Raw genomic sequence first — 14,382 nt, forward strand, 5'->3', positions numbered from 1 at the left:
GAGGATGTAAGGAAGAATTAGTGTCATTACTTAAAGAATCAGGGATTGATACAAATTTTATAGACTCTGCATATGCTGGAGAACCGCTAGAAGTTTCATTTAAAGGGCAGCTAACTTCCCAACAAATCGATGCTGTTTCTCAACTAACGCAACATGATTGTGGGGTATTATCTGCCACAACGGGATTCGGAAAGACAGTTGCCGCCGCAGCCTTAATCGCGGAGCGCAAGGTCAATACCCTAATTATTGTCGATAAGATACAACTTCAGCAGCAATGGGTCAGTCAGCTAAAGTCTTTTTTAGAGTTAGGAAATGACGATGTTGGTGAAGTTGGCGGTGGTAAAAAGAAAGTAACTGGCAAAATTGATGTGGTTACACTGCAAAGCCTTGCTCATAAAGGGGAAGTAAAAAGCTTCATTACTCAATATGGACAAATTATTGTGGATGAATGCCATCATATATCAGCCTACACTTTTGAAAGTGTATTAAAGTCTGTTCGCGCAAAATATGTATATGGATTAACGGCTACACCAATTAGAAAAGATGGTCTACATCCAATAATCTTTATGCAATGCGGACCAGTTCGCTATAAGGTGGACGCAAGAAATCAGGCTAAAGTAAGGCCATTCGTTCACCGGTTAATCGTGCGTAATACACATTTCAAATCTAAATCAGAACAGATCCAGGAATTATACCGTTCCTTGGCTAAGGACAAAAAAAGAAATCAACAACTATTTGATGATGTTTTATTAGCACTTGAAAAAGGCAGGTCTCCTATCATCTTGACAGAAAGAATTGAACATCTCGAAGAACTTCAGGAAATGTTCAAAGGGTTCGCTAAAAATATCATTACACTGTCAGGTAAACTCTCTAAAAAAGAACGAACGTTAGAACTAAAGAGACTTGCAAATACTCCTGACTCAGAAGAAAGGCTTGTTATCGCAACAGGAAAGTACATTGGAGAAGGATTTGATGACGCTAGGCTAGATACACTCTTCCTAGCAATGCCGATCTCTTGGAAAGGTACTCTTCAACAATATGTTGGTCGCCTACATCGACTGCACGATAAAAAGCAAGAAGTACAAGTATATGACTATGTTGATCAGCAGGTTCCGATGCTAAAAAGAATGTTCGAAAAAAGGCAGAGCGGATATAAGTTGATGGGATATGTTACGAATGGTGAAAGTAAAAATAGTACGGAGCAGATGCAGTTGTTTTGAGTGAGGATTTAAATAATCGATGATTAGCCATATTTCATTAATAATGGGGTATGGCTTTTTATATTGTTCATCTAGAGTGTTTATTAATGCATAAAAACGATCAATTGATAGTTTTTAATTGTATAAACAATCAACTGATGGTTATAATGAATACAGTAATATACAAGGGAATGATATGATGTCAGAGGATCACTTTGTTAGAGATCGAATTGCCTCTTTTGCAGAAGTGGAAATGCTTATTAACACAGCACGAGATATTTTACATTCCGAGAATTACTACCTGGAAATTCAAAGAAACAGAAGAGGCGAGGATCCTCTTGATGCATTTTCAACTAAGAATACGCTTTTAGCCTTGGGTTTTGATGTAGATGACATTGCAGCAGAAATAAGATCGCTTCGACTTTCAGATTATGTAAAGACAACTGTTGACCTTAAAAGGCCTGATAGCCCAGAGTTTTGGGTATTTGAAAAAACCATTCAAAATCGTAGTGTCTATATCAAATTTAAGATTAGGCATGTAAAGAACAAAAAGATTTTTTGTATGTCTTTTCATTTTCCTAAATGGCCGATAACCAAAAAACCTTATGCGTAGGGAGCGCATAGGAGAGTAATGCACCTCTCATATTTTCTTCACCCCTAAAACCATTAATTTTCACACAAGAAAGGAGTCACATGTATGGCTAATTTGGTAAAAAAAGTTGATTATGATTGCCCACAATGTGACCATTATCATGAAGTTGAGGTTTATATACAAAAAACCCAGTCAGTAATGGAAGGAAATATTGTTACACACGAAGAAACTTTTTATTTTTGCCCTATTGAAAAAGAAGAATTTACTCCTGCTAAAATAATGAATCAAAATTTATTGTCAGCAAGAGATGCCTATAGAGAAAGCATAGGCCGTCTACCTTCTATGAAAATTAGAGAAATTAGAGAAACCTATAAAGTAACACAAAAAGAATTTGCGAATTTAATGGGGTGGGGTGATGTAACTGTTCAAAGGTACGAATCTAAAACAATCCAAGATGAAACATATGATCAGATGATGAAATTAGTCTACGAAGACCCCCTATTGGCATTAAAAGAGTTGGAAAAACATGCGGATAGATTCGAGCATGAAAGATATCTAGAAATTAGAGATTCTATAACGCATTTAATTAAAAAAAATTCACTCAATTTTTATAAAAAGCAGATAATATATGCATCTTATATAGACTTTAGTGAGCCTTCAGATATGAATGGAAAAACTATATTGAATTTGGATAGGGTAAGGAATGTTATTCATTATTTATCTCACTTTAGTTCCAAACTATATAAAGTGAACCTTCTGAGATTATTGTGGAACACAGATGCATTATCTTATAAGAAGTATGGTAATGCAATGACGGGACTTGTTTATAGACACCACCCACTCGGTGCCGTTCCTATTGCCCACGAGGAATTGCTAGATATATGCAATGATTTAATAAATATAAGGGAAGAGTACTTGGATCATTACACTACTTATAGAATCGAGAGCAAAACCCCAGTAGATATTTCTTTTTTTACCGAAGCAGAAATAGAAATTTTTGATGAGGTTATAAGAGAATTTAATCATGGTGAAAGGAAGAAAATAAGTAATTATATGCATAAAGAAGAACCGCATTCAGGACACAACAACATTATTCCATTTAGTCTAGCTGGTGAGATTAGAGCTTTTTAAGTTGGATTAAGAGGGAAGGTACTATTATTGCTCATGGAGTGAGTAACAGTAGCACCCTTCCTCTTATCTCTTATATTGACAAGTCCTAAATTACTTCCTTCAACCTCCCTCTAAAAACTTCCTCTTCCCCACTCCCCGTAGTCTTCAACCTCAATATCGGGATTTCATATTTTCCAAGAATGCTATCCTTCATCTTGTCCCTCTCAAGCTGCTTTGGATTGTTAGCGTGGTAGGCATGACCGTCTACCTCCACAACTAAAACGGGTTGCTTGTCTAGTCTATTAAATATCACAAAGTCAGTATGGGTTAGGATATTCATAGCATACTTCCGCTCTAATTCTGTTAGTTTTTCTGTGTCTTTAATAAGCATTCGTAAAGGTTGATGGAGAACGTAGTCGAGATTGTTATATGTCTCCTCACTTAGGATCTTTTCTATCACGGTATTTATGAGATTTTCCGACTTGAATGCTGAGACCTGCTTACTATTCTTCAACACTTCCAGCAGTTTATCTGAATAGCTACTATACAGAAGGTCAAAGACAGAATAAATCTGACTTTCGATAATGTCAAAGTTGTTATATTTTATATATTTGACCAAGTCTCCTAGGTTGGTACCTTTCCAGTCCTCGCTCCCATCTGCGACCACCACGACTAATTGATCCACTGCTCGAGAGACCGCAACGTTTATTAGATTGGGATCATCCGCAAAATCATCTAACTTCACTTCAGTGGAAACAGTAGAAAGGATGATAACATCCTTCTCACGTCCTTGAAATTTATGAACGGTGTCTGCCTCCATATTCTGGAGCCCGATACCCTCTTGGAATTTGTCTGCCTGTAATCGATAAGGTGTAATGATCCCAATCGATTTATCCGCAAGCTTTTGGTCTGGAATAATCTCGTTGAATACTACATCAATCTGCCTTTGATTAAATGTTCCACGAGCATGATTTCCTTTTGCAGTTTTGTATAGTAATAGTGGCGCTTCCTTCTCTTTCTCTTCCGTTAAAACGATAAGCTCATTGTTATAAAATTTCTGATTGCAAAAACCGATAATCTTGGGATGACATCTGTAGTGTTCTTTTAGCAATGTCTTAGGAATGTCCTTATATAATGTTGCAAGGGAGGATAGCAGGCTGTGCTCTGCGTAATGATAGGCTGCATCGAGATTATACGATTGAAAAATCCTGGTTGATCGTTCTCTCGCCTCTTCTGGAACCACGTTTGGTAACTGCTTCACATCCCCTACAATTACTGCATTCTTCGCACAGGACAAAGCCAACGCACCTGTCACAATGTCCACTTGAGACGATTCATCTATTAAGACATAATCAAACAGATAGTTATTGGCTGCGCAATTACGTAAAGAGTGAGTCGTGCTTAAGATAACTGGATATTCATAAATAAATGAACTAAAGTCCTTCCATAGCGCGTTCGGTTGAAATGTTTTCCTACTTTCATTCAATCCATATGATTTTGCCAAACTAGCTTTTAATAGTTTCATAGAATCTTGGCTATAGTTCTCCATAGCCTTGTCGAAATTATAACTCTGCAACTTCTCTTCCAATACCCCAATTTCCTGCTTAAGTTCTTGCATCTTTAATTCATAATAGCTATTTTGCAAGTACGTAATTATCGCTTCTGGGCTAAATGTATAAAATTTCGAGTTATATATGCCATATCTTATTAAGTTACCAAACTTTTTCTTAACGTTAATTGTACCGTTTTCCACGGCTTGCTTATATTCCACTATAAGTTGGAGTGTCTTATCTGCTCCCAATCTTCTAAAGAATTTCATTTGAAGTTGATCTAGTTCGCTGTTCTTAGCGTAATCCTGAAAGTAAGTATATTCTGTTTGAACCTCGGACAACTCCTGCTTTAGTACAGCCCGCCTATTCTTATATGTAAGCATTTCATTTAACTTGTGATGAGAGTTTCTTAGTTGTTGGATTATTTCCTGATATTCTACTTCCTCTATCACCCAGCTTCTCATATCTGGGTACACACCGTTTTGATTAGAAAAGAATGCAAATTTGTTCTCCTTGTTTCCAAGAAAGGCAGAAATGAATTTTAGGTTATACTTCTGAAGTTTTTCTTGGACATTTGCAGTAGCAGAGTTATTGTTGGATACAACAGCCACTGTTTTCTGATTAATTACTACATTGGCAATGATATTCAGTATGGTCTGGGTCTTCCCTGTACCAGGCGGTCCCTCTATTATGCTCACCTGTTCTCGGAAGGCATTTTCAGCAGCGGCTTTTTGACTCGTGTTAAACCCAAAAGGAAATATGAGAGGAAGGTCCTTCTTCTCCCTTTTAAGAGGCTTCCTTTCTAAATAGGTGGAGAGAACACTACGGGGACTAACCGAAGACAACCCATTATACTGCTTACCTAGAAAAGAATCATCGCCATCCAACTTTACACTTATATGGTTGGCTAGTGTTTTCAAGTAATCAAAGCAATCACTTGATTGATTGCTACCTAGACAATTTTCTTCTATTTTTATCTGTGATTTTGGGTAAACTTTTTGAAAACCATTTTGGAAAATAAGCCTTATGTAATCGTTGAAATCAAGTATAGCAATTGCTCCTGAGATGGGTTGATCATCTTCGTAAATGATGTGCTTGGCGGGATCTACGTTGATTGGGTTTTGATACAAGTTCACGTTGGATTGATTATATGTATAGCGCTTATCTGAATTATTATATTTCACATACCAATTTCCATCCTTATATACGCAGGTATCAATTTGGTCTGTTTTGTCTTTATTTTTTATTAAGATTAAATGATTTGTTATGTCCAAAAGCTTTCTGCACCTCTTTTTAGTTCATCATTTTAATTCATTACTTACCATTACCTCTGCTATCACCTTCACCATCCTCCCCCTAACCCTCTCCAACTCCCTAACATCCACTTCCCCCACCGCTTCCTCCCTATAAAACTCCCCAAACCACTGCCCCTTATACCGAGGCACCACATGCATATGATAATGAGTCAGCTCATTAAACACCCCACCATTTTGGTTAATAGTGATACCATCTGGATCATATAGGCGCTTCAAAGCCTTGGAAATAAGAATAGAAGCCCTCATAATGGCATTGGCGGTCTCCTCATCGAGTTCGTCGACATCTAGGAAATGTTGTTTCGGCAGGATTAAGGTGTGTCCCTCGTTAAACGGGTCGTGGTCTAGGAAGCATGTGACATAGTCATCTTCGTAGACCATATAGATGGCTTCGTTTTTGTTGGCTAATCGGCAGCCTAGGCAGTTTTCATGTGGCAACTTCCTCACCCTTTCGCACTTATATATGCACATTGTGTTACGTCACATTATTTTCCATCCATTAAGCATGACGCTTTTCAAAAAATCTCCTTAACCCTTCACCCAAAATATTAAAAGAAATAATGACGTAAAGAAGGGCCAATGCAGCAAATAATGGTATCCAGTATGCTGTATAAATTAGATTTTTCGCCTCACCTAGAAGGGTAGCCCAGTTGAAACTAGTGTTCTGTATTTCACCATAGTTAGCTTCAAGTTGAACGAGCTCTTGAGTGATAAAAACACTGAAGACACCCAACTGACCAATGACGAGAGCTATTCTTCCAATATCGTAGCAAAAGTTTACAATTAGTGAGGGTAGAATATTAGGGATATAGTAATTCTTTGTCATTAAGTAAGGAGAAACCCCTACAGTAACGGCCGCCTCGATATAGGGTTCTCTTTTTATAGAAAGAATTTGTTCTTTTACCGTCACTCCCACCCTCCCTGCTTCTATAATGGCAATAGTCACAATAGCTACAATAAATCTGCTATCCAAAAAAATAATAAAGGGGATATTCAATAATAGTACCGCGAAAAAAATGACAGGCAAACTAGAGAACATCTGATCAAATGTGTCTAACATAGAACTAATTAATCTATTCCCAAACGAGGCAATTATCCCTAATACAATTCCAACAACATAACGAATAGCGGCAATTAGTATAATTATAAACAAGGTGTCTTTTGCCCCTATCACCAGAACGCTTATTAAATTTCTACCATCCATATCGGACCCCAGCGGCAAGTCTACTGTTGGTGGAAATGGTGCTGTTAATATCCGGCCAGGTTCTAAAATAACCCTTCCCACTTCCATGCCATCTTGAATATATGGAAGGAATGGAGCTAGAAAGGTTATCGTAAGCAGCAATAAAAGCATTCCCCCGCCGATTTTTAAATAGATATTCTTAATCATACGGTTTCCACCTCACCTGCTTATTTTCCAAGAAACAGCCAACTTCAAGAAATGTGTCAAAAGAATTGTGAGTAGAAAACACAACCCTATCCCTAGTACTAAACCACCTTCATATTCGGGTACCAAGTATGTAGCTACCGAGGTCTGTACTCCACCTAGTGCAATAAAAAGGCGATATGCAGCCCCTTGATATCCTGTCACATATTCAACCATTAATAGGTTTGAAAGAATGATGACCATCAATGTAGGCAGTATTGTGTTTAAATCTTTTAAACTAATTTTCAGCATATGTCTATGGATAATCTGCCTGGTATGAAGCCCTTTAGATTTTGCTACTTTAATATAATCCGCATTATCCTGCGCTAGTAAGGAAACACCTACCGCCCTTGCGACAAACATAACGGGATAAATTGAAATTAATAAGATAACGACCAAAGGGCTATACCAGCTTCCCTGACTAAACAGTCTCAATTGTGGCCAAAACGTTATAGCTATAAAAAAAACAAACACTACCAGAAAGAAATCCGGGATAGACTGAAACAGCCATGTTGTCCCATTTCCTAGTATGTTTTTCTTCGTATTTGTATGTTGATAGTCAAATATCCCTTTCCAGACACCTAAAAGAAGACTAAGAATAAATGCTGGTATGATTACTTGTAAACTCTTTGGAAAATAGTGCAGAAGTTCATCTTCCACACTCTTAAATTGATAACGTGTACCTCCTAAACTTTTTTCTTCATTTAAATCTTTAAATAAAGTCGAGATATTCTGCTTATACTCCTCATAGTTGAAATCATAGCTGTAGTTTATAGTTTCTGCACGCCCTCCACTTGTTGTTATGGTTGGAGTTCTTGGGAAGAAGACAATTAATACTAAGAAGATGATTGCCAGCGAAACAGCAATTGAAATTTTGATAGTCTCTTTTCTTATATCCATACATTCCCTCCTTTCTTTGCTACTGCTTAAAAGCATAAAAAAGCAGCTAATTATTTCCATACTATCACATACAATAATTACATCTTCTCAGGATATAAGCGCATCTCGAGCATATTTTTGGGAGAAATTATATATTTTTGCCGGCTTATGAGTGGTTTTATGAATATTGTCATATTTATCAATTAGATATTAGATAGAGGATTGTACTTTGGTAGGAGATTTACTTGTTAGTAACTGCTGGCTAGAGGAACTGATTAATTGTAGGACCCTATTAATCAGTTCCTTTCTTTTTCCAAGTCTTTTTGTAGAGAATCAACAAACTCTACGTAGGCTTCTCTTTTTAATAAAATAAATATCACCTTTGCTTTATCAAGGTAATCTTTTACTAAACCGTTGTACCCTTCAAGTTGCTTAATACTTTGGGCAGACTGGGTGTATAATTGTCCTAATACGGAAATATCTTCGAGCCGTAATGACTCTACAATTCCTTTCTTAGCAACAACAAGCGATTCATTATAATTCATTTCAAAAAAGTGCATCTTAGCTAAGTTAAAATATATTTTCAACTTGAATCTTTGATAACTTTCCATACCTAAATTATGTGAAAGCAGTTCCTTATATATATTTAAAGCATCATTAAATAAACCATTTTCCGATAATATATTTGCAATTGCATTTTTGATCTTTAAATCTTGAAATGGCTGTTTAAGGATACTTTTATCATTGATGAGTAATGTCAATTTGTCCACACACAGTTGCCATCCTATATTTCCAGTAGCATATGATGATCTATAAAAATGCCAATCAATGAATTGATTAAATTCCTCTCCTAGATTTCTTTTCTTTCTCCATTCTCTTTCTAAAGTCGTGATTTCTAGTATTTCAGGATAACTAGCTGTTTTTAAATAATTATTAATTAGCTCTTCTGTGGATAAAACGTAATGTTCCGTTCGATGTAAAGTACTGGTTAGTAAATAATCCGTCGTAACATTTAATCTCTTGGAAAGATAAAACAAAATATCAACACTTGGAAGCGTTCTTCCCTTTTCGATTCCGCTAATGGTAGTCTGACAGCAAATTCCTTTCGCTAATTCAAACTGTGACATTTTATTTGCTACTCTAAGTCTCTTAATCTCTTTTCCGAGTTCTTCATTTTTTATAAACATAACTCACCTCTTTTGTTGACTAAGCTCTTGCATAGTGGACACCTCATAAAGTTGATTTCACAAACTCTCTAAATTTCTCTTCTTCCTCGATAAAAGGGTTGTGGTTGGATTCCTCGAAGATAAATAGTTGTGATTGCGGAATAAGTTCTGCCATTTCCAAACTAAAATCCACTGGACATTGGGCATCGTGTCTGCCGGCATATATGTAACTAGGTACATTTATGTTCTTTAACTGAGTGCGAAGGTCAAAGTTCTTTACTTCAACTTTTCTAAAATAATCAAGGTTTTCTCCAACAGTTCGGCCACTGTTTGGACGATTTATAGCCTCTTTTAATTTGTCCTCAGAATAATAGGACATCAAGGCCCATTCAAAACCTAGCTTTTGACGCTCTTCTCGCGGGGTATTTGGATCGTTCAATGCGTCCATTATTTCCACGATCCGTTGAAAATGCTTGTTTTCTGAGCAATAAATACTATCTTTGTGACCGCCGTACTCTTTACTTGCTGCGGCACAACCTGCAATTAATTTTGTTAAAGAGTGCGGGGCATCAATTCCATATTGCAATGCCAACATTCCCCCTGTTGAATGTCCTGCAAATGCCCATTTCTCCAATCTTAATGCTGTCCGGATAGCCTCTAAATCTTTTACACCTTCTTTCATATTAAGCTGATTTTCCACTTCCGCTTTTACAGAATTGCCTGCACCTCTCGTATTAATTAAGTAAAATTTATAATGCTCCGTGTACGGGTTAGCTAACAAACTGCCACGATCATCAAATGCCATATATAAATGTGTAGTAGCTAACGGATCTCCTTGCCCCGCAGTGAAATATTCAAAGGTACCTCGTTCTGTTTCTATAAATCTTTGTTCCCACATAAAGATTCATCTCCCCTACTAAAATACTCCCCCTCCAATATCCCATAAATCGCACAATCCTTATACTGACCTTTGGAATTCCGGATCATGTCTCTCACAATCCCCTCTTGCACCATCCCTGCCTTGCTCATGATGCGGCCGGACGCTGGGTTGTCGGTATTGTGTGCAGCAGCAATCTTATGAAGATTCATGTGCCGAAAGCCAAATTCGATCACGGCTCGCAACGCTTCCGTGCCATACCCCTGATTCCACCACTGGTAACCAAGGGAATAACTCACCTCGCAATTTCCGGTTGCCTCATTAAAGTCATACAAATCAATCTCGCCAATCAGCTCTCCACTATCCTTCAACTTCACTGCCCAATAACAAAAATCTTCCTTCTCATATTGAGACACAATATTGGCCACTCTCTCCACCTTCTGCGAAACGGCCGTATGCGCCGCACTCACTCGATTGTCTGTCACCCGCTCATCTGAAATCCAGTGGTCAAAGACTTTCTGGGCATCATTGAGCTCGAACTTTTCCAAGAGTAGTCGTTCTGTTTCTAGTTTTGGTGTTCCGATATATGTAATCACTTTGCACCTTCCCCCCTAAAAACACTGCAACGTAAATCTCACCCAATCAAACCGCTTCTCCCTCAAGTCCTCTTTCTCCATACAGAAATACAACATGCCACTATCTCCCCACATGACATCTGCCAGTTCCTCATCCGAATCAATTTGGAACAAGAGCACAGGATCCTTTCCACCCTCAAAAAGCTCGTACAACACATCATCCTGAATATTCAACGGCTCGCCCAGCATATAATGTGCCGCTACAACCTTGCCATCCTCGCCCTTTGGTTGCACCAGCTCCTGACGGAAATCAAAGTAATTCGCCTCTTCCTCCTCATCTGCAAAGTCCAAGTTTTCAGGATTCTCAGAGAGCGTCACCATCGGCTCAAAGGACAGTCGAAAGGCTGGAAATGCAACGAATTCAGTCCTACTACTTGGACTTTCTTTCCTCTCCAACTCCTCCATGTCCCCATCAAAATAAAGCACCTTAAAGCATCCCTCATCCTCTTTAAATCCCCAAGGCTGCTCCAGCGCCTCATAAAATAAATACATTATGCCGCTCTCAGGCAACAGATTGTCTTTGTCATAGGGCTTTGCTTCTGATAGATTAACCTGCAGCATAAAAGTGAGATAGTCATCTTCATAACGAGGAAACTCCCAACCAACAGGCAAGTCTGGGGAACCACCTATTTTGGAAGAGCCAACGGGAATGTCCGTTTCATCTTTATTAGTTTTATTGAGTTTAATAGCACTTTTAAAACTGGCCATAATAGCGGACTTATGGTGTGCTAGGTCGTGTTCACTTAGTAATTGGTCGACTTTTTGCATTGAGGAGTGCCTCCTAAAAGAAATTATTGGTTTTATATTAAAATCAGACGAATTCCGCCATCACTGGCATATGGTCACTAAGCTTGATCCATTCTTCAAAACTACCCACCTCAAAATGTTTCAATCTATCCAAATAGTTACGAGAGGTAAAAATATAGTCCAAGTGAAATGGTCGCTCTTGCTTCCTCCAATAATAATGAGTTGGCATTGTTTCCATCCCATGCTCTTCATTAAAATAGTAGTGATACCCACTTTCTATCTCAGCCGCCTGCAATAAGTCCACAACAGCGGTATGGTTGCCCACTCTTTTAATATGATCGAACACTTTGTTGCTGTTCCAATCACCAACCATGAAGCATGGTTTTTTAAGTAACTCCTTATAATAATTAATGGCATGAAAGATTTGCCCTATGTAACTCTCATACTTCGTTTTAGCAAGTTGCGCCCATACTGCGAGGAGAATGAAATTTTCTTGCCCTGAAACCTCTAAAGGTACAATATATCTGAAGGCGTGATTATATGAAGGGTGCAGCTTAATCTGAAAAGAATCACTCATACTTAATACTCCAAGGCCTTTGTTAGGATTATCACCAAACCAAATAAATTGATTGATCCCTTTCTCACTATCTTTCCCTTTCCACTTTTCTCGCGACTCACACTCAGGGATGATAAGAATATCAGCTTTCATAGTCAGTACATGGTCTATCTTATCTCTAAAGCGCATAGTGCAATTCCAGGTGAGGATTTTCATTGAAATGCCTCCTTAATCGGAATCTTACAGACTGATTTATGAAATGTAGCTTACTTCTACTCCACTCTCTGTAAGTTCTTCCTCAAAAATCATACTAAAATAACCATAATCATCTTCCTTACAAACGGCTTTCCTTTCTTCCACGATTCCACCTGCTGAAAAGTGGTACGCCAATACCCTCTGTGCCGGTAAGCTTTCATCAAAATACCTATACACCATAAGCGCATTTGATTGCTGTTGCTTATTTTTATGTAAAACTAGATTGTTTAAATAGGAAATACGTTCTTCAGAATCCACATATAGAATCCCCACTACGTCATTAGGAATAAAGCCTTCTTCCGTTTCAGAAAACAGCTTTTCAATCGTTTCTTCATCCTTCATTGGAAGACTTTCTCTTTCTAGATGAAGCGCCAGATAGGCATAATTCTCCCGATCTACACGCTTGTCCCACTTCCACCAAGCGAGATCCATAGGGCGAGAACGATTCTTTGACTTATCAAACTTTGAATCTTCTATAAAACTTTCAAACCCCAGCATCTCTCCTAAGTCTGCAAAATAATTTATTTCCTTCTGCGTAAACATAGACCTGTTATGTTGTGTATTTAAATTTAATTTACGATAGTTTTTTACAAACCCTTCAAAGAACTGCATGAGGTTGAGGTGTGGTTTATTCATAGCATTCAAGCCTTCCTTTTTAAAAATTAAGACGACCATTTAAAATTCTTCTTAACTTAAAATTCTACAAAAACCTACAACATCCTTTATTTTCCACAACAAAAAGACATGCATCACATGTCTTTTTGAAAAACTCTTAAACTAATACTTTTTTTCCCCTTTCCAACAACGGCGTATTCACCCTAACACCTAAAATAATTTTTATTAGTTGCGCTACACTATTAACTTCTAATTCATTAAATTCAAACTAATAATTTCCTGTTCCAATTTCACATTATTCTCTAACATATAACTAACTATATCCCCATATAAATCCATCTCTTTTAATTCTTTAAGTCTTGCTATATCATTTTCTGTAAGGCGATGCAAGAATGATTTATACTCTTCATTTTTAAGTTCATCAGAAGACATATAAAACAAAGCAAAATCAATTCCTGTAATATTACATAAATTATGATGTATCCAGAATCCACCTGCATCAATGTCTCCAAAGTGCATATACTTTGTACTGAGATTTGTCTGATGTATCAGTTTAATAAATTCACGCTGATATCTGTTAGCATATCCTCCAAGATAAAAGGTGACTGTATCATCATCTTTGTATCTCAGGAATGATGTTCTATTCTCAATTGTCATAAACTTCGAAGCACATATTTTTACTGATTGAATTTTAGTAAGATCAGAAGCCATGATTTCTATTCCTTCAGAAAAACCACTTAGATCCACATCGTTGCCAGAAATGGTTATCACCACATTTCCTCTAATAAAAAGTTTCTGAGGTTCTTTATAAATGTGATAATCTAATAGAATTTCATCAATGAGCTCATTTTTTTCAATAGTTCTATCTGAATACTTGCGTAACAAAGCACACACCGACTGCAATGTTACATTCTCAAAGAACTTTGAATCCCCATAAACTTTCATTGAAACTTCCCTGATGTATAAATCCTTCTTGTTATTTTCTATGAACGAAATTGCTTTGAAAACATTATCAAGTTCTTCATAATTCTTTGGAATCTTTCTATTATCAACGCTCTCCAATAATAGCTCACATTCTTTTTCACATATAGGAGAGGCGTTCTTGTATAAATCAACCAACAATTGCAACTTTTCAATCTGCATATCCTTTGACACATAACCATACATGTCAGTTAGGTATTTCTCAATTTCGAGAATTTTCTCATCTACAAGAAAAATGCTATGTATTTGAGTTCCAAAGGTTTCCGTGGTGTTATTAATAAAACCTCTCTCCGTCAAATCATTGACCGCTTGATTCAATCTGGATATCTCATTAAAATCACCATCATTAGAATTATACTTTTTATATAATTTTTCAGGTCTTAACTGCGTTCTCCTATTAGTTTTGTTATATCCGGAATCTTTCTTACTCTTCCGATAATTATTAGCTAAATATGTGAGGATTTTCTCTTCATATCCCATC

General features: G+C 37.2%; 14 protein-coding genes. 3 read left to right on the forward strand and 11 right to left on the reverse strand.

Features of this window, described 5'->3' with window-relative positions:
- Positions 1-20: 20 nt before the first annotated feature.
- From FZC76_RS23505 to FZC76_RS13945, 3 genes are all read left to right on the forward strand, one after another.
- Entirely contained in the window at positions 21-1,220 is a 1,200-nt protein-coding gene (locus tag FZC76_RS23505) for a DEAD/DEAH box helicase (RefSeq protein WP_262372615.1), read from the forward strand.
- A 175-nt stretch (positions 1,221-1,395) separates the two neighbouring features.
- Positions 1,396-1,812 carry a type II toxin-antitoxin system MqsR family toxin gene (locus FZC76_RS13940; protein WP_148988776.1) on the forward strand — a complete coding sequence of 139 codons (417 nt, stop codon included), beginning with the start codon at positions 1,396-1,398 and terminating at the stop codon, positions 1,810-1,812.
- 84 nt (positions 1,813-1,896) lie between these two features.
- Positions 1,897-2,922: a type II TA system antitoxin MqsA family protein gene (locus FZC76_RS13945; protein ID WP_148988777.1), complete on the forward strand. Its 1,026-nt coding sequence runs from the start codon at positions 1,897-1,899 to the stop codon at positions 2,920-2,922.
- Between the two features lie 85 nt (positions 2,923-3,007).
- Here the strand turns inward: FZC76_RS13945 and FZC76_RS13950 are convergent, their stop codons facing one another.
- The 11 genes from FZC76_RS13950 to FZC76_RS14000 all read right to left on the reverse strand — a co-directional run bounded on the left by FZC76_RS13950 (position 3,008) and on the right by FZC76_RS14000 (position 14,381).
- Complete coding sequence (locus FZC76_RS13950; protein WP_148988778.1) at positions 3,008-5,725, reverse strand: AAA domain-containing protein; 2,718 nt, start codon at positions 5,723-5,725, stop codon at positions 3,008-3,010.
- Positions 5,726-5,752: 27 nt separating this feature from the next.
- Positions 5,753-6,235, reverse strand: coding sequence for an HIT family protein (locus FZC76_RS13955; RefSeq protein ID WP_187442074.1), 483 nt, complete (start codon positions 6,233-6,235; stop codon positions 5,753-5,755).
- 28 nt (positions 6,236-6,263) lie between these two features.
- Positions 6,264-7,154, reverse strand: a complete 891-nt coding sequence (locus FZC76_RS13960; RefSeq protein WP_148988780.1) for an ABC transporter permease subunit — start codon at positions 7,152-7,154, stop codon at positions 6,264-6,266.
- Positions 7,155-7,166: 12 nt separating this feature from the next.
- Complete coding sequence (locus FZC76_RS13965) at positions 7,167-8,090, reverse strand: ABC transporter permease subunit (protein ID WP_187442075.1); 924 nt, start codon at positions 8,088-8,090, stop codon at positions 7,167-7,169.
- A 275-nt stretch (positions 8,091-8,365) separates the two neighbouring features.
- Positions 8,366-9,256, reverse strand: coding sequence for a helix-turn-helix domain-containing protein (locus FZC76_RS13970; RefSeq protein WP_148988782.1), 891 nt, complete (start codon positions 9,254-9,256; stop codon positions 8,366-8,368).
- Positions 9,257-9,299: 43 nt separating this feature from the next.
- A complete protein-coding gene (locus tag FZC76_RS13975; RefSeq protein ID WP_148988783.1) occupies positions 9,300-10,133 on the reverse strand; it encodes an alpha/beta fold hydrolase in 834 nt (277 codons plus the stop codon).
- Complete coding sequence (locus FZC76_RS13980) at positions 10,112-10,708, reverse strand: GNAT family N-acetyltransferase (RefSeq protein WP_148988784.1); 597 nt, start codon at positions 10,706-10,708, stop codon at positions 10,112-10,114. Before FZC76_RS13980 ends, FZC76_RS13975 begins: the two co-directional genes overlap by 22 nt.
- A gap of 15 nt (positions 10,709-10,723) precedes the next feature.
- Positions 10,724-11,515 carry a YwqG family protein gene (locus FZC76_RS13985; protein WP_148988785.1) on the reverse strand — a complete coding sequence of 264 codons (792 nt, stop codon included), beginning with the start codon at positions 11,513-11,515 and terminating at the stop codon, positions 10,724-10,726.
- Positions 11,516-11,558: 43 nt separating this feature from the next.
- Positions 11,559-12,266: an exonuclease/endonuclease/phosphatase family protein gene (locus tag FZC76_RS13990; RefSeq protein ID WP_148988786.1), complete on the reverse strand. Its 708-nt coding sequence runs from the start codon at positions 12,264-12,266 to the stop codon at positions 11,559-11,561.
- Between the two features lie 36 nt (positions 12,267-12,302).
- Positions 12,303-12,941 carry a hypothetical protein gene (locus FZC76_RS13995; RefSeq protein ID WP_148989044.1) on the reverse strand — a complete coding sequence of 213 codons (639 nt, stop codon included), beginning with the start codon at positions 12,939-12,941 and terminating at the stop codon, positions 12,303-12,305.
- 228 nt (positions 12,942-13,169) lie between these two features.
- A complete protein-coding gene (locus tag FZC76_RS14000; protein ID WP_148988787.1) occupies positions 13,170-14,381 on the reverse strand; it encodes a Wadjet anti-phage system protein JetD domain-containing protein in 1,212 nt (403 codons plus the stop codon).
- Between the last annotated feature and the right edge of the window lies 1 nt (position 14,382).

The organism is Sutcliffiella horikoshii (assembly GCF_008180725.1).
GTDB classification, from domain to species: Bacteria; Bacillota; Bacilli; order Bacillales; family Bacillaceae_I; genus Sutcliffiella_A; species Sutcliffiella_A horikoshii_B.

What these genes read in the sequence shown, in the direction of transcription:
- FZC76_RS13945 (WP_148988777.1), top strand. Translation starts at nt 1,897, where the DNA reads ATGGCTAATTTGGTAAAAAAAGTTGATTATGATTGCCCACAATGTGAC.
- FZC76_RS13990 (WP_148988786.1), bottom strand. Translation starts at nt 12,266, where the DNA reads ATGAAAATCCTCACCTGGAATTGCACTATGCGCTTTAGAGATAAGATA.
- FZC76_RS13960 (WP_148988780.1), bottom strand. Translation starts at nt 7,154, where the DNA reads ATGATTAAGAATATCTATTTAAAAATCGGCGGGGGAATGCTTTTATTG.
- FZC76_RS13985 (WP_148988785.1), bottom strand. Translation starts at nt 11,515, where the DNA reads ATGCAAAAAGTCGACCAATTACTAAGTGAACACGACCTAGCACACCAT.
- FZC76_RS13940 (WP_148988776.1), top strand. Translation starts at nt 1,396, where the DNA reads ATGATGTCAGAGGATCACTTTGTTAGAGATCGAATTGCCTCTTTTGCA.
- FZC76_RS13955 (WP_187442074.1), bottom strand. Translation starts at nt 6,235, where the DNA reads ATGTGCATATATAAGTGCGAAAGGGTGAGGAAGTTGCCACATGAAAAC.
- FZC76_RS13970 (WP_148988782.1), bottom strand. Translation starts at nt 9,256, where the DNA reads ATGTTTATAAAAAATGAAGAACTCGGAAAAGAGATTAAGAGACTTAGA.
- FZC76_RS13965 (WP_187442075.1), bottom strand. Translation starts at nt 8,090, where the DNA reads ATGGATATAAGAAAAGAGACTATCAAAATTTCAATTGCTGTTTCGCTG.
- FZC76_RS13995 (WP_148989044.1), bottom strand. Translation starts at nt 12,941, where the DNA reads ATGAATAAACCACACCTCAACCTCATGCAGTTCTTTGAAGGGTTTGTA.
- FZC76_RS14000 (WP_148988787.1), bottom strand. Translation starts at nt 14,381, where the DNA reads ATGGGATATGAAGAGAAAATCCTCACATATTTAGCTAATAATTATCGG.
- FZC76_RS13975 (WP_148988783.1), bottom strand. Translation starts at nt 10,133, where the DNA reads ATGTGGGAACAAAGATTTATAGAAACAGAACGAGGTACCTTTGAATAT.